Source organism: Prescottella subtropica (assembly GCF_005434945.1).
GTDB lineage: Bacteria > Actinomycetota > Actinomycetes > Mycobacteriales > Mycobacteriaceae > Prescottella > Prescottella subtropica.
This window is the reverse complement of record NZ_SKCH01000020.1, coordinates 19376-39177: the sequence shown is the minus strand read 5'-3', so window position 1 is coordinate 39177 and position 19802 is coordinate 19376. Positions and strand designations below refer to the sequence as shown.

Genomic DNA, 19802 nt, shown 5'->3' with positions numbered 1-19802 from the left:
AACATTTAACGAAAGTCGTTAAAGTGATGTGGAGCACATTAATCGAGTTTGTTAGCGTGTCAAGCGTGACGGCGAATCTCCCGGTCAGTGAGCGGTTGTTGCGTGCGGGCGAATACCTCTTCGCGAGGGAAGGCATCGACCGGGTCCGGATCCGGGACCTCAACACGATGGCCGAGGTCCGCAACGACTCGGCCGTGCACTACTACTTCGGATCCCGCGAGGGTCTGCTCGACGCGATCGTCGTGCGGCACATGGCCGATGTGAGTGCGCGGATCGACCACTTCGTGGAACGGCTGTGCATCGGCCGGGAACCGTCCGAGTCGGCGCTGCGGGATGCCATCGCCACGCTGGCGGTGCCGCTCGGGGAGAAACTGCTCGACGAACGCGGCCGCGATTTCGTGCAGATCATGGCGGAGGTCTACGACCGCCGGGGCGGTCTGCCCGACGCGCGGTACGCGCCGGCGAGTGCCGTCGCGAAGGACCTGGTACGCCGGTCCATGCCGGGGATGAGCGAGGCCCTGCGCGAGGAGCGGATGCGGCTCACGACCAACTTCATCGTCTCGGCGATGGCGTCGTGGGCGCGCGCGTACGGATCGGGTGGGCCGCCGCTCCTCGATCACGAGACGTTCGTCGTCAACCTGATCGAGATGAGCACCGTTGCCGGACTCGCACCGATGCCGGCGCGGCCCGTCTCCTACCTCTAGGGTCGCTCGAACCGCTCCCGGCGTCCGAGTCGCCGCAGCCGCATCCACTCGACGAACCCCCTCGGGTCGCGTCGGCTGACGAGGAAGTACCAGCCGAACCGCGCGTACTCCTGGGGGAGCAGTTTGCGCATGCCGGGCTGGGACATCAGGTAGCCGCGGTTGCGGTACGTGAAGAATCGTTTGGTCTCGTTGTCCGGGTACTGGGTGTGCATCCGGCCGCCGAGGATCGGTTTGAACTCGTCGGCGCCGTCGGGATGCAGGTACGCGGTCTGCAGGCAGGTGCCGAACGGTAGCCCGGAGCGGACGAGACGACGATGCACCTCGACCTCGTCGCCGCGGACGAACAGCCGCAGATCCGGGACGCCGACCGTGTCGATCGCGGACGCCGAGAACAGGGCGCCGTTGAACAGGGACGCGATACCGGGCAGCAGATCATCGTCACCCAGTTCGGACCGCCACCGTCGCCACTCGACACCGCGGCGCAGCGGGAACGCGAGCCGCTCCGGCTGGGCGATGTCGCACACCACCGGTGACACCTCGGCGAGGCCGTACCGCTGCGCGCACGTCAGCAGCGTCGCCAGGACGTCGGGGCCCTCGGGGCGGCCGTCGTCGTCGGCGAGCCACACCCAGTCGGCACCGAGCGACAGGGCGTAGAGGATGCCGAGCGCGAATCCGCCCGCACCACCGAGATTGTGCTTCGACCCGAGATACGTGGTGGGGACGCCGGCCGATTCGACGAGCGCACGCACCTCGGGTTCGTCGGCGTTGTCGACGACGACCAGATGGTCGAGCGGACGGGACTGTCCGGCGAGGACCGTCAGCGACGCGGCGAGCAGTTCGCGGCGCTTGTGGGTGACGACGACACCGACAATGTGTTCGCTCACGACGCCCGGCCCCGCTCTTCCTTCTTCATGTCCGCGATGACGTGCCGGACGTGGTCGGCGGCGTCGTCACCCTCGTAGGCGCGGACGACGTCCTCGATCTCGCCGTGCATGCGGATATGCCCGTGGTCGATCCACATCGCGCTGTCGCACAGCTGGGCGAGGAACTCGTTGGAGTGGCTGGCGAACACGAGGATGCCGGAGCGTTCCACCAGTGCCTGCAGCCGGATGCGGGCCTTCTTCATGAACTCGGCGTCGACCGCGCCGATGCCCTCGTCGAGCAGCAGGATCTCGGGGTCGATGGAGGTGACGACGCCCATCGCGACACGCACCCGCATGCCCGTCGAATAGGTGCGCAGCGGCATGTTCAGGTACTCGCCGAGCTCGGTGAACTCGGCGATCTCGTCCATCTTGGCGAGCATCTGTTTGCGGGTCTGCCCGAGGAACAGGCCGCGGATGATGATGTTCTCGTAGCCGGAGATCTCCGGGTCCATCCCGACGCCGAGGTCGAAGACGGGGGCGACGCGGCCGCGGATGCGGGAGCTGCCGCGGGTGGGTTCGTAGATGCCGGACAGCAGTCGCAGCAGCGTCGACTTGCCGGCACCGTTGTGCCCGACCAGGCCGACCCGGTCGCCGTCCTTCAGCGACATCGTGATGTCCCGCAACGCCTCGACGACGACGACGTCGGAGTCGGTGCGGCCGATCGTGCCGCCGGCCTTGCCGAGGAATGCCTTCTTCAGCGACCGTGATTTGGCGTCGAAGATGGGGAAGTCGACGCACGCGCCGCGCGTCTCGATGCTCACATTGCTGGTCATGGCGGTATCCCCCTACACCCAGTAGGCCACGCGGGCCCGGTACTTGCGCAGCGCCAGGATCGCCACGATCCAGCCGACGACGGTGAACGCCAGCACGATGTACCAGTGGTACGCCTGCTGGTCCTGGCCGATCATCGGCGCGCGCACGATGTCGAGGAAGTGGTAGAGCGGGTTCAGCTCGGCGATCCGCGCGCGTTCGGCGACCTCACCGCCCTGATCCTTCAGCACCTCGGTGGACCAGAAGATCGGGGTGAGCACGAACAGCAGCAGCGTCAGGCTGCTCAGGATCGGGGCGATGTCCCGGTAGCGGGTCGCGAAGATGCCGAACACGATCGACACCCACAGCGCGTTCAACACGATCAGGGCCAGCGCCGGGATCGCGGCCAACGCCGTCCACGTCATGTTCTTCCACACCCCGAACGCGAAGACCATGATCACGTAGATCAGCAGGTTGTGGCCGAAGAACAGCAACTGCCGCCACACCAGTCGGTAGATGTGCACGCTCAGCGCCGACGGCAACTGTTTGATCAGGCCCTCGTTGGCGATGAACACCTCGGAACCCTCGAGCATCGACGCGCTGATCAGATTCCACACGATCAGACCGACGGTCACGTACGGCAGGAACGTCTGCAGCGGCATCCCGAGCAGCGCCGAGTACAGGATGCCCATCGCGGTGGCCTGCACGCCGGTGGCGATCGTGATCCAGAACGGGCCGATCACCGACCGGCGGTACCGCTGCTTGATGTCCTGCCAGCCGAGGTTGAGCCACAGCTCCCGCTGCGCGAACCCGTCGCGCAGATCCTGGAATGCGCGGCGGAAGGTCTGCGAATCGGACGCGACGACATCGTCGTCGGCGTCGGACACCGACTCGTGATCCAAGGCTGCTGCTGACACGAGTTCCGAGCCTACCGGTCCCGCCCGAAACGTCCGCGGGACCGTGGCCCGGATCTCGAGGCGAATCTAGAGGTACTGGCCCGTCCCGGGACCGGGACTGCCGTCGTCGTGGCCCGGTCCGCCGTGGTGTGGGCCGATGCCCATGCCCGGCGGCAGGGCGCCCTGCCGCATCTGTTCGAGCTGGGCGCGGGCCGCCATCTGCTGTGCGAACAGTGCGGTCTGGATGCCGTGGAACAGTCCCTCGAGCCAGCCGACGAGCTGGGCCTGCGCGATCCGCAGCTCCGCATCGGTGGGGACGGAATCATCGGTGAACGGCAGCGTCAGCCGCTCGAGTTCCTCCCGCAGTTCCGGGGCCAGGCCCTGCTCGAGCTCCCGCACCGACGACGTGTGGATCTCCCGGAGCCGGGTGCGGCTGGCATCGTCGAGCGGGGCCGCCCGCACCTCCTCCAGCAACTGCTTGATCATCGTGCCGATCCGCATGACCTTCGCCGGCTGCTCGACCATGTCGGTGAGCGAACCCTGATCGTCGGTGTCGGTGTCGGTCCCGGTATCGGGTGCGGCGGCCGCTGCACTGTCGTCGGCGTGGGCGGAGGGGACGGGACGACCGTCGGGACCGATCACGAGCACATGTTCGTCGTCAGGTTGCGTCATGACTACATCTTGAACGTTTCGCCCGCGGATTGCCGTGATCCCGTCGCGCGCCCGAATTGCAACGTGTTTTACCGCACTATCCGAAAAGTCGGATCTGAGTCACACGGCGTTGACAGAGGGTCCTAGAGTGTCCGTCATGGCTTACGACGTTGCCCGGGTGCGGGGACTGATCCCGTCGCTGGGCGATGGATGGGTGCACCTCGACCCGCAAGCCGGAATGCAGATCCCCGATGCGGTGTCGCGAACCGTCTCCACGGCGTTTCGCGGGGCCGCATCCTCGTCGACCGGCAGTCACGTGTCGTCGCGGCGCAGTGCCGCGATCGTCGCCGCCGCCCGCGAAGCCGTCGCCGACCTCGTCGGTGGCGACCCGGCCGGTGTCGTGCTCGGCCCGGATCGGGCGGTGTTGCTGGCATCGCTCGCCGAGTCGCTCAGCTCCCGGCTGGGACTGGGCACCGGACTCGTCCTGTCCCGGCTCGACGAGGAAGCGAACGTCGCGCCGTGGCTGCGGGTGGCCCGCCGGTACGGGGCGCAGGTCCGCTGGGCCGAGGTGGAGATCGAGACGTGTGAGCTGCCGAGTTGGCAGTTCACGGACCTGGTGCAGCCGACGACCCGGCTGGTCGCGCTGACCGCGGCCTCCCCGGTCGCCGGTTCGGCACCCGCCGTGCGGGCCGCCGCGGACCGGATCCACGAGGTCGGTGGCCTCATCGTCGTCGACGCCATCGGTGCCGCGCCGTACGCGCACCTCGACATCGAGGAACTCGGCGCCGACGTCGTCGCGGTCAGTGCCCCGTCGTGGGGTGGCCCGCAGGCCGGTGCCCTGGTGTTCCGGGATCCGTCCCTGCTGGACCGGATTCCGTCGATGTCGCTCAACCGGCACGCCCGCGGCCCCGAACGACTCGAGGTCGGCGGCCACCAGTTCGCGATGCTCGCCGGACTCACCACGTCGATCGACTTCCTGGCCGGACTCGAGGACACCGCGACCGGTACTCGCCGGCAGCGGCTCGAGGCGTCGATCAGTTCGCTGCAGGCCTACCACGATCAGCTGTTCGAATATCTGATGCGTTCGCTCGACGCGCTGCCACAGGTGACGCTCATCGGCCGGTCCCCGATCCGGGTGCCCACGGTCAGCTTCACCGTCGCCGGGATGTCCGCCGACAAGGTGGCCGCGCATCTCGCGGACAACCGGATCGCCACCGTCAGCGGTCCCGACCACGGCGGGCGCCTGCTCGACGCGCTGGGTGTCACCGACGAGGGCGGCGCGATCACGATCGGTCTCGCGCCGTACACCACCCGGTACGAGATCAACCAGCTCGTCCGGCACCTGTCGACGCTCGGCTGATCCGGCCGCTCAGTTCTCGCGCACGGTGAGAACGACCTTCCCGACCACGTCCGGCTGATCGAGCATGCGGTGCGCGGTCGGCGCCTCCACGATCGGCAGCGCCGCATGCACGAGCGGCTTCACCTCGCCGGCCGACACCAGCGGCCACAGCGTCTCTCGCACCGACGCGACGACGGCCGGCTTCCCGGCCGGGCCGTCCGCCGGACGCCCACGCAGCCCGGTCGCGAGCACCCGGGCCCGCTTGCCGAGCATCTTGCCGATGTTCAACTCGCCCGTGGCACCGCCCTGCATGCCGATGATCACCAGCTGGCCGTCGGGGGCGAGGGCGTCGAGATTGCGGTCCAGGTACGACGCCCCCATGTTGTCGAGGATGATGTCGGCGCCGCGGCCGCCGGTGGCCTCCCGCACCGCCGCCACGAAGTCGTCCTCGCGATAGTTGATCAGGATGTCGGCACCCAACTCGGCGCAGATCGCGAGCTTGTCGGCGGTGCCCGCCGTGACCGCGACGCGGGCGCCGAGCGCCGCACCGACCTGGACGGCGTGCGTGCCGATACCGCCGCCGCCGCCGTGGACGAGCAGCACCTGTCCGGCGTGCAGTCCGCACTCCATCACCAGGTTCGACCACACCGTGCACGCCACCTCCGGCAGCGCCGCCGCGGTGTGCAGATCCAGCCCGTCCGGGATCGGCAGCAGCTGACCGGCCGGCACCGCGACCTTCTCGGCGTAGCCGCCGCCGGCGAGCAGGGCCGCAACTCGGTCGCCCACCCGCCAGCCGTCCACCCCGGCACCCAGTTCGGTGATCACACCGGAACATTCGAGGCCGAGGATGTCGCTCGCGCCGCGGGGCGGCGGATACAGGCCGCGACGCTGCAGCAGATCCGCGCGGTTGACGGCGGTGGCGGCCACGTCGAGCAGCACCTCGCCGGGGCCGGGCACCGGGTCGGGGACCTCGGTCCAGGACATCACGTCGGGGCCGCCGGGCTCGGAGATCGTAATCGCGTACATAACCTCCGACGGTAGTCCGATCGCGTTAGCGTGATCCGGTGACCTTTTTCGGCAACATGCAGAACGAGATCTACCTCACCGGACTGTCCGGGGCGCGCCCCGAACTGCCGATGACGGCGGCCGGACTCGAGGCCCGCGCCCGCGCCGAGTTGAGCGCCGAGGCGTTCGCCTACATCGCGGGCAGTGCCTCCACCGAACGGACCGCCGCCGCGAACCTCGACGCGTTCACCCGGTACGCGCTGGTGCCGCGGATGCTGCGCGGGACCAGCGCCCCGGACGCCCGCGACCTGAGCATCGACCTCCTCGGCACCCGACTGGCCGCGCCGGTGCTGACCGCCCCGATCGGGGTGCTCGGCATGGTCCGGGAGCACGGGGAGACGATCGTCGGCGAGATTGCCGCGGAACTCGGTGTCGGGTCGGTGCTCTCGACGGCCGCGTCGTCGACCATCGAGGACGTCGGCGCCGTGTCCGGGGAGAACTGGTGGTACCAGCTGTACTGGCCGGCCGACGACGAACTGGCACAGTCGCTGGTGCAGCGGGCCGCGAAGGCCGGCGCGAAAGCGATCGTCGTCACCGCCGACACCCCGGGAATGGGTTGGCGGCCACGCGATCTCGAACTCGGGCACCTACCGTTCCTGCGGGCCCAGGGGATCGCGAACTACCTGTCCGACCCCGTGTTCCGGGCCAAGCTCGCAGCCCCGCCCGAGGAGAGCCCCGAGGCCATGCAGATGGCGGTCCTCACGTGGGTGTCACTGTTCGGCAACCATGCCCTGCGGGCGTCGGACATCACGAGGATCGGAGAATGGACCGACCTGCCGGTGCTGGTGAAAGGCATTGTCCACGAAGATGATGCGCGAGCCGTCGTCGACGCGGGCGCGGACGGGGTGATCGTGAGCAACCACGGCGGCCGCCAGGTCGACGGCGCGATCGCAGCCCTCGACGCCCTCGGCCCCGTCGCCGCCGCGGTGGGAGACCGGGCCACGATCCTGCTCGACTCCGGGATCCGCTGCGGTGCAGACGTGTTGATCGCGCTCGCACTCGGCGCCGACGCCGTCCTGTACGGGCGGCCGTGGGTGTACGGACTCGGGCTGGCCGGAGCCGACGGGGTACGGCACGCACTGCGAATCCTGCTGGCGGACCTCGACGTCACAATGGGGTTGACCGGTATCTCCACACTCGCCGAGATCGACCCGGGCGTGCTGCGGTCGGCGGGTAGGTAAGCGCACTACGATGCTTCCGTGAACGAAGCTCGAGTGACCACGGGTGCCGGGGCGGCGTGGCTCGGTGCCGACGAAATGCGCGCATGGCGCGGTTTCATCGACGGCAGCCAACGACTCATGGATGTACTCAACCGCGAACTACAGTCCGAACACGGACTGTCCCTCGCCGAATACCGCATCCTCGTCATGCTGTCCGAATCACCCGACGGCTCGCTGCGGATGAGCGACCTCGCCGACGGCGTACTGTCCTCCCGCAGCCGGCTCACCCACCAGATCCGGCGCATGGAAACCGAAGGCATGGTCGAACGCAGCCAATGCGTCGAAGACGGCCGCGGCGTCCTCGCCGTCGTCACCGACGAGGGCCGACGACGACTCACCGCCGCCGCACCCACCCACGTCGCCGGGGTGCGTCGCTACCTCGTCGACCTGCTCACCACATCCGAACTGAAAACCGTCGCCGACGTCTTCACCAAGGTCGACACCGCCGTCGGGCAACGCGCCGTCGGCTGATCGGTTTCGCCCCGCACCGCCCGTGCGGCTAGGATTCGCCACGGAAGCGTGGCAGAGCGGCCGAATGCACTCGCCTTGAAAGCGAGCGTGGCGTTAAACCCACCGGGGGTTCAAATCCCTCCGCTTCCGCCGAAGGCCCCTCATCTGCACTGCAGGTGGGGGGCTTTTCCGTGTCCGGGGCGGCGGAGATCGGCGACCGGACTGGTGGGCACACTGCATTTGCCTATTCGTCACACGAGCGGCCGCGTGAGTTGTACGTTACTGCGGCACACACTTGTTTCGTGGGGGGAGTTCGGTCATGTCCGTTCAGCGCATGTTGGCGCGGGTGGTGGCGGGGGTTGCTGCCACGGTTGGCCTCGCCGTCGCCGGGGGAGTTTCCGCCGGTGCCGCACCGGCCCCGGGGGTGTTGCCGGTCGAGTGGGATCTGAGCGTGGCCGCACTGCGGACGCTCGACGCGACCGCACCCCCACCCGGGGCGAACGACTGGGGCTGTGCGCCGTCGTCGGAGCATCCGCGTCCGGTCGTCCTGGTGAATCCGACGATGGCGACGCAGGGCAATGCGTTCTATGCCGGTGCGCCGTTCCTGAAGAACCACGGCTTCTGCGTGTTCACCTTCAACTACGGCAATGTCACGCCGATCGAGCAGTTGCCGGTCCAGAGTCTCGGCGATATTCCGACGTCGGCCCGGACCCTCGCCGATTTCGTCGACAGGGTGCGGGCCGCGACGGGTGCCGACGAGGTGGATCTGGTCGGCCACTCCCAGGGTGGCGGCATCCTGCCTGACTACTATCTGAAGTTCCTCGACGGGGCGCAGAAGGTGCACACCAAGGTGGGGATCTCCCCGTCGACCGGGACCACGCTGGACGGGTTCGTGTTCTTCCGCAGCCTGATCCCGGTGCTCGGTCCGGCTGTCTACGACGGGTTGGCGGCTACGCTGCCGGCGTTGATCCAGCAGGTGTACGACAACCCCCTGAACCTCGAGGTCTACGGCCCCGACGCGACGCCGCCCCACGTGAACACCGCCGCACTGCCGTCCGGTGTGGAATACCACAGCATCATCAGCCGGTACGACGAGGTCGTCACCCCGTTCACATTCCAGTACTACGAGGGGCCGAACGCCACGAACCGGCTGCTGCAGGACGGATGCGAGGCCGACATGTCGGAACACATCTCCACGCTCTACAGCGAACGGGCGTGGTTGTACGTGCTCAATGCGTTGGATCCGGCTGCCGCGCAACCGGTTCCCTGTTTCCCGGTCGCCCCGTTCCTGCCGTACGTGCGGTGACCGAGTCCCTCACCTGCCGCGGCAGGTGAGGGACTTCGGTGGATGCGGGTCGCTAGACGCGGCGGACGAGGGCGGCGAGGGCCTGGCCGCCGCCGATGCACATGGTGACGACGCCGAGTTCGAGGTCGCGGCGGACGAGGTCCTTGGCGACGCGGAGGGTGAGGATGGCGCCGGTGGCGCCGACCGGGTGGCCGAGGGCGATGGCGCCGCCGTACGGGTTGGTCTTGGCGGGATCGAGGCCGGCGTCCCGGGTGACTGCGACGGCCTGTGCGGCGAACGCCTCGTTGACCTCGAAAGTGTCGATGTCGGCGGGGGTGAGCCCGGTCTGCGCGAACAGCTTGGCCAGGGCGGGGACGGGCGCGTACCCCATGTGGTCCGGTTCGAGGGCGGCGGTGGCGACGGACTCGATCACGGCCAGGCCGGTGAGGCCCTTCGCCCGGACGCCGGACTCGGTGCCCAGGACGACCGCGGCGGCGCCGTCGTTGATGCCGGACGAGTTGCCGGCGGTGACGGTGCCGTCCGGCACGAACGCGGCCCGCAGGCGTCCGAGCGTCTCGACGGTGGTGCCCGGCTTGGGGTGCTCGTCGACGGTGACGGTGACGGGCTTGCGTCCACCGGTCTCGACGGCGGTGATCTCCTCGGCGAACGCGGCCTGCGCGGCGTCGGTGGCGGCGCGACGCTGCGACTCGACGGCGAACTCGTCCTGCTGGCCCCGGCTGATGCCGTAGGTGCGGGCGACGTTCTCGGCGGTCACACCCATGTGGATGTTGTGGAACGGGTCGGTGAGCATACCGACGGTGCCGTCGACGAGGGTGCGGTCGCCGAGCTTGTAGCCGGAGCGGGCACCGAAGTCGTAGAACGGCATGCGTGACATGTTCTCGTCACCACCGGCGAGGGCCAGCTCGGCTGCACCCCAGCGGATCTGCATGGCCGCGGACCAGATCGCCTGCAGGCCGGACCCGCACAGGCGGTTGACGGTGTAGGCGGGCACGGACGCGGGAAGCCCGGCAGCGAGTGCGACCCGCCGCGCGTTGTAGGCGTCGGGGCCGACCTGCCCGATGCAGCCCATGACGACCTCGTCGATCTCGTTGCCGGCGATGCCGGAGCGTTCGAGCGCGGCCTTCGCGGCGACGGCGCCGAGTTCGTGCGCGGGGGTGTCCTTGAAGACACCGCCGAAGCTGCCGACAGGGGTACGGGCGCCGTCGACGATGACGATGCGTTCGGGGTTCACAGTGGAGTCTCCTCGTCCGTGTGGAGTGCAGGGTGCGCACCGGTGGGTGAGGAGCGGATCCGGTGGTCGCCGACTCGACGTCGTCTGGCCGATCCGCTCCTGTGGATGGATCGTAGGCGGTGGTGTGAACTGCGCCGTTCGCCCCGGTGCACACCACGCTGTTACGGACAGAAGTCCAGTGCGCTGAACAGATCGGAGAATGCGCCGCGACCCCGCTGACGCCTTCCCAGGAAACTGCCAGGCTTCCGGGAAGTTCTCGGGAGGTTCGCCGGGTGTAGTGGTGTCGTCCAGTTCGCCGACACCCTCAGGAGGCCGCACCCGATGAGCGGGCCCTATGCGCAGACCGCCAGCACACTGCATGCGTTCAACCGGTACGAGATCAAGTACTTCGTGGACGAGACGCGGGTTCCCGAACTGCGGCGTGAACTCGCGGCACGGATGGACACCGATCCGTATTCGCCGCACGGCGGCTACCCGGTGACGTCCCTGTACTACGACACACCGAGCCTGCGTTTCTACTGGGAGAAGATCGAGGGCCTGCGGTTCCGGCGCAAGCTGCGGCTGCGACTGCGACTGTACGGGCAACCGGCCGACTGCACCGACGACACCCCCGTCCAGGTCGAGATCAAGCAGCGGGTCGACCGGGTGACGCAGAAACGTCGGATCACATTGCCGTACAGCATCGCCCAGCGTTGGTTGAACGGTCACGAGGACATCGACTGCGATCTGGCGCAGCGCCCGTTCGTCAACGAGGTGACCACCCTGATCGGCAACCTCGATCTGCGTCCCACGGTCACCACCGGATACCTGCGGGAGGCGTTCGTCGGCCGCGACGCCGACCTGGGCCTGCGGGTGACGATCGACCACAGGATCCACGGCCGGGACCGCGACTTCCACTTCGCGTCGGGCGGCGAGAACCGTTTCATCGTCCCGCCGAAGCTGGCGGTGGTGGAACTCAAGGCCGACGAGCGGGTGCCCTACTGGGCCACCGACCTGACAGCCCGGTTGGACATGTCGGCGATCCGGGTCTCCAAGTACTGCCAATCGGTGGAGGCGTTCGGCATGGCCCCGCGATCCCGTTCCGGTGCACCGGAGTTGGTGCTCGCCGGCGGTGCCGTCGAGATCGCCCCCGCCGACATGTTCACGGCAGCAGGCCGACTTTCCCCGTAACAACCGAACAGGACCGATATGAATTTCGATCTGCAAGACCTCAGCGGCACGTTCACCGCGTTCGACATCATCGTCTCCCTGGCACTGTCGTTCGTGCTGTCCGCGATCGTCGGCTGGGTGTACCGGTACACCCACAAGAACGTCTCCTACAGCCAGTCCTACGTGCAGACGCTCGTGATGGTGGGCATGATCGTCTCGCTCATCATGCTGGTGGTCGGCTCCAACATCGCCCGGGCGTTCGCGCTCGTCGGTGCGCTGTCGGTGATCCGATTCCGCAACGCGATCAAGGAAACCCGCGACGTCGGGTTCGTCTTCCTGGTGATGGCGATCGGCATGACGACGGGCACCCGGTTCTATCTGCTGGCCGTCGCCGCGACCGCCGCGGTCTGCCTGGTCATGCTGATCATGAACAAGTTCAACTGGTTCAAGCTCGACGTGCAGCGACAGGTCGTCAAGGTGCAGGTGCCGCCGGAGCAGGAGTACGCGGCCCTCGTCGAGGACGTCCTGATCCAGTACTGCACGGAGTTCGAACTGGTGTCCACCGAGGCGGTCCGGTCCGGCGCACTGCACGAGTTGTACTACACGGCGCAACTGAAGAAGGGGTGCAAACCGGCGGAACTGATCGGTGCTCTCAGCGGGGTCAACGCCGGGCAGCGGGTGACGGTCCTGACCGGATACGACCAGACGGACATCTGATGACCGCGACGAACCCCGCCCGGCCACCGACACCGAATCGCAGGCTCCAGCACAGGATTCCGAGGTCGTTGCGTCAGCATTGGAAGCTGCTGGCGGTGTTCGTCGCCTTCGTGACGGTCATGACGACCGTGTTCGGTGCGGCCCGCATCCGCCCGTACATCACCGGGGACGCCTCCGTCATCGCGTCCCCGGTCACCGAGAACATCGCCGGCGCCGTCGACCTGTTCGACACGTCCGTCGGACACGAACTGTCCCTGGACATCCCGGCCGCCGAACTGGGTGACATGCTGTCCGCCTACGAGAAGACCGGTGACAAGAAGTGGGTGAACGCGACCGTCACGATCGACGGCACCCTCATCGGCGACGTCGCCGTCCGATTGAAGGGCAACTCGACCCTACTGGGGCTGCGGGGAGGCGGTGCCGGGGGACCCCGCGGCATGGGTGGCAGGATGGCCTCGGTGTCCGCGGACGACCCCACGACGCTGCCGCTGCTGCTGAGTTTCGACGAGTACGCCGACGGCCGCGCCTACCAGGGCATCACCGAACTGTCGGTACGGCCGGGCACCCCGGTCGTCAACGAGGCGATGGCGCTGTCGCTGACTGCGGCCACCGATCAACCGACGCAGCGCTTCTCGTACTCGGAGTACTCGATCAACGGTGGCGTCACCACTATGCGGCTGCTGCTCGAACATCCCGACGACGGCTACGCGAACTCCCTGTTCGACTCCGACGGCTACCTCTACAAGGCGAAGGCGGACTCGCGGTTCGCGTACGTCGACGACGACCAGTCGTCGTACTCCGAGCAGTTCGAGCAGATCAACGCCGTCGACTCCGGGAACCTGCAGCCGATCATCGCGTTCCTGAAATGGCTGGACTCGGCCGACGACGTGGAATTCGATGCGCACCTGACCGATTGGGTCGACATCGACTCGTTCGCCCGCTACCTCGCCACCCAGAACCTCCTCGTCAACAGCGACGACATGTCGGGGCCCGGCCAGAACTACTACCTCTGGTACGACCTCGGTACCGAGAAGATCTCGGTCGTGTCGTGGGATCTGAACCTGGCCATGACCGGCGGCACCGACGCCGGACCGCACGACACCGTCTCGACGGGTCCGGGTGCTGCACCGCAGGGCATGCCGCCGGGGCGACCGGGTGCACCGCAGGGCGGACCCGGCATGCCGCAGATGCCGCAGGGTATGCCGGACGGCGGCGCGATGCGGGGCGGGAACACGCTGAAGACGCGGTTCCTCGACTCGGACGCGTTCACCGGCGTCTACGAGCAGGCCTACTGGGACCTGTACGAGCAGATGTACGGCAGCAGTCGGGCGGACGAGATCCTCGACGCGCTCGCCGCGAGTATCCCGACCAGCGACGGTCTGACGGCAGACGCGCTGCAGGACAGCATCGACGAGATGCGCACGTGGATCGGGCAGCGGACCACGGCGCTCGACGACCGGCGGGACCGGTGACGGACGCTACCGGGTCGGGACCGGCAGTCCCGCCGACTCCCGCGCCGCGGCCGACATCGCGAACGTGAGGAACGCGTCGTTCTCGTGCGGGTCGCCGATCGTGATGCGCACCCCGTCGGTGCCGTAGGGGCGGATGAGGATCCCGGCCTCGGCGCTGGCCTCGCCGTATGCGGCGGACCGGTCGCGCAGCGGCAGCCACACGAAGTTGGCCTCGGTGACCGGAACGTCGTAGCCGGCGGCGAGCAGGGCGTCGCGGACCCGGCCCCGTTCGGCGACGATCGCGTCGGTGCGGGCCAGCAGTTCGTCGCGCGCCTCGAGGCACGCGATCGCGGCGGCCTGCGCCACCGCGTTCACGCTGAACGTGATGTGCACCTTCGCCATCGCGGTGACGATCTCCGGAGCGGCCACCGCGTAGCCGACACGGATACCGGCGAGACCGTACGCCTTGGAGAACGTGCGCAGCACCACCACGTTGCGCCGGCCGCGGGCAAGTTCGATACCGTCCACCGCGGAGCGGTTGTACTCGAAGTACGCCTCGTCCAGTGCGACGACGATGTGTGCGGGCACCGCGTCGAGGAAACGTTCGAGCTCGTCACGGCCGAGTACGGTGCCGGTCGGGTTGTTGGGGTTGCACACGAAGATCAGCCGGGTGCGGTCGGTGATCGCGGCGAGCATCGCGTCCAGGTCGTGACCGTGGTCGGCGGTGAGCGGCACGGGAACCGGCGTCGCCCCGGCCACCTTCGTCACCACCGGGTACGCCTCGAACGAGCGCCACGCGTAGAGCACCTCGTCGCCCGCGCCGCACGTGACCTGCACCAGTTCCTGGCACAGTGCCACCGAACCGCAGCCGGCGGCGATGTTCTCGGCCGGCACCCCGAGCGCCTGCGACAGCGCGGCGATCAGGGCGGACGCGGTGTTGTCGGGGTAGCGGTTCGCGTGCGTGGCGGCGTCGGCGACGGCCTGCGCGACACCGGGCAGCGGCCCCTGCGTCGTCTCGTTGCTGGCCAGCTTGATCGCCCCGGGATAGCTGCGCCCCGGCACGTAGGTGGGGATGGAAGCGAGGTCTGCGCGCGTTGCGGGAGTCACCGGGGTCACGATGCGATTATGCGCTCTGCGATTGCGTGCACCGACGCCTCGGTCGTGCCAAAGTGGTCTCATGCCGGGCATTCTCCGGGACAGCGTGCCTGTGCGCGCCGATGACGACACCGATCCGCGGACGCGGGAGCGGGTGCCGATCACTGCCGTCGAACCGGAACGCCACGCCCGCGGCGGGATCGTCGTCCTGCACGAATCCCGTGTGTTCACCGACGCCCTGCTCGACCTGATGCGCGCCCTCGCCGCAGAGGGGTGGCTCGTCGTCGCCCCGCACCTGTTCCACCGGGAACCCGCCCACAGCGACACCGAGGTGTTCGGTCAGAACCTGTTCGACGACTTCGACGCCACCGTCGACTGGCTCGTCGGCCGCGGCATCTCCGCCGACTGTGTCGGTGTCATCGGGTTCGACGACGCCGGCACCGCCGCGATGCTCGTCGCCACCAACCGGTCCGTCGGGGCCGCGGTGAGTGTGTCCGCGCACGGCATCGTCGAACCACTGGCCGCGGACACTCCGGCTCTCGTCGACGCGGGACCGGCGTTGAAGGCGCCCTGGCTCGGTCTCTACGGCGCCGACGATCCCCGGACCCCCGCCGATCACGTCGAGCGTCTTCGTGACGCCGTCGCCCGCGCCGACGTCGCCGCGACCATCGTCGACTACGAGGGACTGGCCCACCGCGCCGACGAACCACCCGTCCCGGCCGCGGGCGCCCCCGACGACGACCCCCTCGTGGTCGCGATCCTCGACGCCCGCCGCCGCATCTTCAACTGGTTCGACGCCCACCTCCGCTAGGAAGATGCCCGTGACCAGGTGTTTTGCGTATTCTGGCTATCCGTGTGTAATGTTTCGCTCGGCGGTTCGAGAGAGCCGGCCCCCAAGGAGGCGTGCCAGAGCGGCCGAATGGGACTCACTGCTAATGAGTTGTCCCCCTCAAAGGGGACCGGAGGTTCAAATCCTCTCGCCTCCGCCACACTGGCCCTTCGTGGGTCCAGTAACAACTCAACATTGTTGAACATGCGCCCGTAGCTCAACGGATAGAGCATCTGACTACGGATCAGAAGGTTAGGGGTTCGAATCCCTTCGGGCGCACATCGAGAAGACCCCCACCTGCAGTGATGCAGGTGGGGGTCTTTTTCATGTCGGACGTCGAGTTCACTGTCCGGCGTCATTCACCCGCATCCATCGCGAAAATCCAGTATCTTCCGAAACGCTTGTATGCGTGACAGCTGAGTTCGAACCCGATTTGTCCTGTAAGCGGCGAAAAAGGAGTTTCCAGCGTGCGTAAATGTGGTGCAGCTTTCCGGATTCCGGCCGTCGCGGCTCTCACCGGTCTGGTGACGCTGACGACGTCGGCCTTCGGGCCGGTCGGCGTCGCCCAGCCGCCGGGGGACGGCCTCTCGCTCACGAAGTCGGCCTCTCCACGGATCGGACTCGTGGCGGGCGACACCGTCACCTACACGTTCACGGTGACCAACACCGGCACGACCCCGCTCTCCGGCATCGGCGTGAACGAGATCGCCTTCACCGGATCCGGTTCGGCACCCGTCGCCGACTGCCCGGCGGGCACACTCCAGCCGGGACAGTCGACGACCTGCACCGCCACCTACCAGGTGACCGCCGTCGACCAGGGAATCTGCACCGTCGACAACACCGCGACCGTGGCCGGCACGGACCCCCAGCAGAATGTGGTCACGTCGGCGCCCGCACGGGCGCGGGTCGTCACGGACTGCGGCAGCGACGTCGTCGGCAGTGCCGAACTGGGATCGCTGGAGGATCTGGGTCTGGAGGATTTGCTGGGTTCGGCGGAACTGGGTTCGCTGGAGGATCTGGGTCTGGAGGATTTGCTGGGTTCGGCGGAACTGGGTTCGCTGGGGGCGGGATCCGCGGGCCCGGAGGCCTTGGGTTCGCTCGGTGTGGGGGCGCTGGGCTCGGTCGGGTCGCTGGGTGTGGGAGCTCTGGGCTCACTCGGCGGGGCGGGTGCCCTGATCGTCGGCGCACTCACCACCCCGTACCGGCCGGCCGCGGCAGCGTGCCCGAACACCCCGTTCCCGAACGTGCCGTTCCTCGACCAGGTGTGCCCGCCCCCTCCGCCGGGTCCCGCGGCACCCTGACCGGTCGGGCGAGGTGGACGCGCGGGCGGCGTCCGGTGTGAACTGGTCACGACGTTCACCTCCCGAAGGAGCCCCGCATGCCCGCCGTCCCCGTCGCCCTCGGCCCCGGTCCCGATCCGCTGCTGTCCGACGCGATCACCGCCGCCGGCAGCACCGTCGTCCCGCTCGCCGACGCGCACGCCCTGGTGTGGGCGGGTAACGATCCGGCGGAGTTCCCCGGTGAACTGCCGGACGCGATCCGCTGGGTGCAGCTGCCGTCGGCCGGGGTGGAGGCGTGGTTCGCGGCGGGCGTGATGCAGCGTCGTCCCGACGTGGTGTGGACGTCGTCGGCCGGCGCGTTCGCGGCCACCGTCGCCGAGCACACCCTCGCCCTGCTGCTCGCCGGGGTCCGGGCGCTACCAGAGCAGGCGTCGGCCACCACGTGGCGGCAGCGGGAGTTCTTCGGCAAGGTCGGCACGCTGCGCGGCTCCCGTGTTGCGATCCTCGGGGCCGGCGGCATCGGCCGGGCGCTGATCCCGATGCTGACGGCGGTCGGTGCGACCGTCGTCGCCGTCAACCGGTCCGGGAGTCCCGTCGACGGTGCCGCCGAGACCCTGCCCGCCGACCGGGTCGACGACGTTCTCGCGTCCGTCGACCACGTCGTCGTCGCGGCCCCGGCCACCGCCGCGACCCGGCACCTGATCGGTGCGGACCAGTTGGCGCGGCTGCGGCCGCACTCGTGGGTGATCAACGTGGCGCGTGGCCCGCTCGTCGACACCGACGCCCTCGTCGACGCCCTGCGCGCCGGGCGCATCGGTGGTGCCGGCCTCGACGTCACCGATCCCGAACCGCTGCCCGACGGGCATCCGCTGTGGACGTTGCCGAACGTGATCGTCACCCCGCACTGTTCCAACCCGCCGTCGCTGCGTGCGCCCGCCTACGCCGAGCACGTCGCCGAGAACGTGCGCCGCTTCGCGGCCGGGGACGATCTGCTCGCCCGGATCGACCCGGCAGCAGGGTACTGACTCCGCCGGCCCCCTACGCGGACGCCGTCTCGGTGGCCCAGCGGTAGTCGGCCTTGCCGGCGGGGGTGCGCTTGACCTCGTCGACGATGACCACGGTACGGGGGATCTTGTAGCCGGCCAACGTCTTCCGGCAGTGCTCCTGTACCTCGTCGAGTGTCGGTTCGGCGACGCCCTCGTAGACGGCGACGACGGCGGCGACCTGCTGGCCCATCCGCTCGTCCGGCCGGGGCACGACGAGGGCGTCGGAGATCGACGGGTGCGCGTGCAGCGCCGCCTCGACCTCCTCGGCGAACACCTTCTCGCCGCCGGTGTTGATGCACTGCGAGCCGCGGCCGAGGAACACGATGGTGCCGTCGGCCTCGATACGGCCCATGTCGCCGAGGATCGAGATGCGGACGCCGTCGGCGCGGACCGGGAACGTGCGGGCCGTCTTCTCCTCGTCCTTGTAGTAGCCGAGGGGGACGTTGCCGATCCGGGCGATGTAGCCGATGTCGCCGGAGCCGGGCGCGATCTCGTCGAGTCGTTCGTCGACGAGCGTCATGTTCGGGGACGGCGCCATCCGCAGATTGCCGTCCTCGTCGACGGTGAACGCGCCGTCGTTACCGGACTCCGACGCGCCGAAGTTGTCGCGCAGCAACAACTCCGGCTTGACCGCCAGCATCCGCTCCCGGACGCTCACCGACCAGATCGCGCCACCCGAGGTGATCGAGAACAGCGAACTGAGATCGACCTCGCCCTTGCGGCGCTCCATCTCGTCGACCAGCGGCAGACCCATGCCGTCACCGACGATGAGGATCACCTGCAGGCGTTCCTTCTCGATGCCCTCGACGACCTTGCGTGGGTCGAAGTCGCGCATCAGTACGACGCGGGCACCGAGGGTGAAGAACGTGAACAGCGAATACAGGGCGGCGCCGTGCATGAGCGGGGCGGCGATGAGGAACGCCATGTCGGGGAACTCCTTGGCGGCCGCGGCCACCTCCGCGAGATCCGCCCGGCAGCCCTCACCGTACGGGTTGCCGCCGGACAGCGGCTTGCGGAAGAAGTCGTCGTGCCGCCACATCACCCCCTTCGGGTAGCCGGTGGTGCCGCCGGTGTACAGCACGTACACGTCGTCACCGGAGCGGGCGTCGAAGTCGCGGGTGGTCGGTGCGTTCACGGACTCGGCGAACGCCACCACCGGGATCGAGCGGGCGCCGGCCGCGGCGACCAGTTCGTCGACCGGATCGCCGACGACGATCACCGTGCGCACCAGCGGGCAGGCGTCGAGCAGCGGCGCCAGGGTGCGCTGGTGCTCGGGCAGTTCGACGACGACCGCGGCGGCGTCGGAGTTGGTGAAGATGTACTCCAATTCGGCCGGCGTGTACCGGTAGTTGACGTTGATCGGGACGGCCCGGATCTTCACCAGACCGAGGATCGAGGTGACGTGCTCGATGCTGTTCTTCAGGAACAGGGCGACATGATCACCGGTGCCGACGCCGGCCCCGGCCAGGAAATGCGCCACCCGGTTCGACTCGGCGTCCAGGCTCGCATACGTCAGGTTCTGACCCTCGTACGTCAGCGCGACACGGTCCGGGACCGCATCCGCAACGGACTCGAAGATGTCGGCGAGATTGAACTGCATCGTCGTTCCCTTCCGGTACCTCGGCCGACACCGGTAGCGCATCGGCCGTACGTCGCGGACAGTATCGCGAGAACACGTTCCAGGTGTCCGTTTTCGATCA

The 19802-nt window shown here is 68.6% G+C and carries 19 protein-coding genes and 3 tRNA genes; 14 read left to right on the top strand and 8 right to left on the bottom strand.

Going from position 1 to position 19802, the window contains the following annotated elements; translation table 11 throughout:
• Window positions 1–65 precede the first annotated feature (65 nt).
• Window positions 66–704: a TetR/AcrR family transcriptional regulator gene (locus E0497_RS15890; RefSeq protein ID WP_241665926.1), complete on the top strand. Its 639-nt coding sequence runs from the start codon at window positions 66–68 to the stop codon at window positions 702–704.
• On the opposite strand, the gene glfT1 is transcribed toward E0497_RS15890, so the two are convergent.
• From glfT1 to E0497_RS15870, 4 genes are all read right to left on the bottom strand, one after another.
• Window positions 701–1588 (bottom strand): galactofuranosyltransferase GlfT1, encoded by an 888-nt coding sequence (gene glfT1 / locus E0497_RS15885; RefSeq protein ID WP_137725761.1) that lies wholly within the window; start codon window positions 1586–1588, stop codon window positions 701–703. The genes E0497_RS15890 and glfT1 overlap by 4 nt on opposite strands.
• Entirely contained in the window at window positions 1585–2400 is an 816-nt protein-coding gene (gene wzt / locus E0497_RS15880; RefSeq protein WP_137725760.1) for a galactan export ABC transporter ATP-binding subunit Wzt/RfbE, read from the bottom strand. The genes glfT1 and wzt overlap by 4 nt, the downstream gene beginning before the upstream one ends.
• A gap of 12 nt (window positions 2401–2412) precedes the next feature.
• Window positions 2413–3294 carry a galactan export ABC transporter permease subunit Wzm/RfbD gene (gene wzm / locus E0497_RS15875; RefSeq protein ID WP_137725759.1) on the bottom strand — a complete coding sequence of 294 codons (882 nt, stop codon included), beginning with the start codon at window positions 3292–3294 and terminating at the stop codon, window positions 2413–2415.
• A gap of 66 nt (window positions 3295–3360) precedes the next feature.
• Complete coding sequence (locus E0497_RS15870) at window positions 3361–3945, bottom strand: bacterial proteasome activator family protein (RefSeq protein WP_137725758.1); 585 nt, start codon at window positions 3943–3945, stop codon at window positions 3361–3363.
• Window positions 3946–4081: 136 nt separating this feature from the next.
• Between E0497_RS15870 and E0497_RS15865 the strand changes: the two genes are divergently transcribed.
• A complete protein-coding gene (locus E0497_RS15865) occupies window positions 4082–5284 on the top strand; it encodes a cysteine desulfurase-like protein (protein ID WP_137725757.1) in 1203 nt (400 codons plus the stop codon).
• Window positions 5285–5293: 9 nt separating this feature from the next.
• Here E0497_RS15865 and E0497_RS15860 read toward each other — a convergent pair whose 3' ends face one another.
• On the bottom strand, window positions 5294–6289 hold the full coding sequence (locus E0497_RS15860) for an NAD(P)H-quinone oxidoreductase (RefSeq protein ID WP_137725756.1): 996 nt from the start codon (window positions 6287–6289) through the stop codon (window positions 5294–5296).
• Window positions 6290–6345: 56 nt separating this feature from the next.
• Between E0497_RS15860 and E0497_RS15855 the strand changes: the two genes are divergently transcribed.
• From E0497_RS15855 to E0497_RS15840, 4 genes are all read left to right on the top strand, one after another.
• Window positions 6346–7509, top strand: a complete 1164-nt coding sequence (locus tag E0497_RS15855; RefSeq protein ID WP_137725788.1) for an alpha-hydroxy-acid oxidizing protein — start codon at window positions 6346–6348, stop codon at window positions 7507–7509.
• Between the two features lie 75 nt (window positions 7510–7584).
• Window positions 7585–8019: a MarR family winged helix-turn-helix transcriptional regulator gene (locus E0497_RS15850; RefSeq protein ID WP_137725787.1), complete on the top strand. Its 435-nt coding sequence runs from the start codon at window positions 7585–7587 to the stop codon at window positions 8017–8019.
• A gap of 42 nt (window positions 8020–8061) precedes the next feature.
• Window positions 8062–8148, top strand: a tRNA-Ser gene (locus E0497_RS15845).
• 169 nt (window positions 8149–8317) lie between these two features.
• Complete coding sequence (locus E0497_RS15840) at window positions 8318–9304, top strand: esterase/lipase family protein (RefSeq protein WP_137725755.1); 987 nt, start codon at window positions 8318–8320, stop codon at window positions 9302–9304.
• A gap of 52 nt (window positions 9305–9356) precedes the next feature.
• Here E0497_RS15840 and E0497_RS15835 read toward each other — a convergent pair whose 3' ends face one another.
• Complete coding sequence (locus E0497_RS15835) at window positions 9357–10535, bottom strand: thiolase family protein (RefSeq protein ID WP_137725754.1); 1179 nt, start codon at window positions 10533–10535, stop codon at window positions 9357–9359.
• Window positions 10536–10856: 321 nt separating this feature from the next.
• On the opposite strand from E0497_RS15835, the gene E0497_RS15830 reads away from it, so the two are divergent.
• Genes E0497_RS15830 through E0497_RS15820 form a run of 3 tightly spaced genes read left to right on the top strand, consistent with a single transcriptional unit; the run spans window position 10857 to window position 13873 of the window.
• Complete coding sequence (locus E0497_RS15830; protein WP_137725753.1) at window positions 10857–11705, top strand: polyphosphate polymerase domain-containing protein; 849 nt, start codon at window positions 10857–10859, stop codon at window positions 11703–11705.
• An 18-nt stretch (window positions 11706–11723) separates the two neighbouring features.
• Window positions 11724–12401 carry a DUF4956 domain-containing protein gene (locus E0497_RS15825; protein ID WP_137725752.1) on the top strand — a complete coding sequence of 226 codons (678 nt, stop codon included), beginning with the start codon at window positions 11724–11726 and terminating at the stop codon, window positions 12399–12401.
• Window positions 12401–13873, top strand: coding sequence for a CotH kinase family protein (locus E0497_RS15820; RefSeq protein WP_170312987.1), 1473 nt, complete (start codon window positions 12401–12403; stop codon window positions 13871–13873). The genes E0497_RS15825 and E0497_RS15820 overlap by 1 nt, the downstream gene beginning before the upstream one ends.
• 6 nt (window positions 13874–13879) lie before the next feature.
• On the opposite strand, the gene hisC is transcribed toward E0497_RS15820, so the two are convergent.
• A complete protein-coding gene (gene hisC, locus E0497_RS15815) occupies window positions 13880–14959 on the bottom strand; it encodes a histidinol-phosphate transaminase (RefSeq protein WP_137725751.1) in 1080 nt (359 codons plus the stop codon).
• Between the two features lie 70 nt (window positions 14960–15029).
• On the opposite strand from hisC, the gene E0497_RS15810 reads away from it, so the two are divergent.
• The 5 genes from E0497_RS15810 to E0497_RS15790 all read left to right on the top strand — a co-directional run bounded on the left by E0497_RS15810 (window position 15030) and on the right by E0497_RS15790 (window position 18081).
• Entirely contained in the window at window positions 15030–15758 is a 729-nt protein-coding gene (locus E0497_RS15810) for a dienelactone hydrolase family protein (RefSeq protein ID WP_137725750.1), read from the top strand.
• Between the two features lie 86 nt (window positions 15759–15844).
• Window positions 15845–15936, top strand: a tRNA-Ser gene (locus tag E0497_RS15805).
• Between the two features lie 46 nt (window positions 15937–15982).
• Window positions 15983–16055, top strand: a tRNA-Arg gene (locus E0497_RS15800).
• Window positions 16056–16243: 188 nt separating this feature from the next.
• Complete coding sequence (locus E0497_RS15795) at window positions 16244–17077, top strand: DUF7507 domain-containing protein (protein ID WP_137725749.1); 834 nt, start codon at window positions 16244–16246, stop codon at window positions 17075–17077.
• Between the two features lie 77 nt (window positions 17078–17154).
• Window positions 17155–18081, top strand: coding sequence for a D-isomer specific 2-hydroxyacid dehydrogenase family protein (locus E0497_RS15790; RefSeq protein ID WP_137725748.1), 927 nt, complete (start codon window positions 17155–17157; stop codon window positions 18079–18081).
• Between the two features lie 13 nt (window positions 18082–18094).
• Here the strand turns inward: E0497_RS15790 and E0497_RS15785 are convergent, their stop codons facing one another.
• Window positions 18095–19702, bottom strand: coding sequence for an acyl-CoA synthetase (locus E0497_RS15785; protein ID WP_137725747.1), 1608 nt, complete (start codon window positions 19700–19702; stop codon window positions 18095–18097).
• Between the last annotated feature and the right edge of the window lie 100 nt (window positions 19703–19802).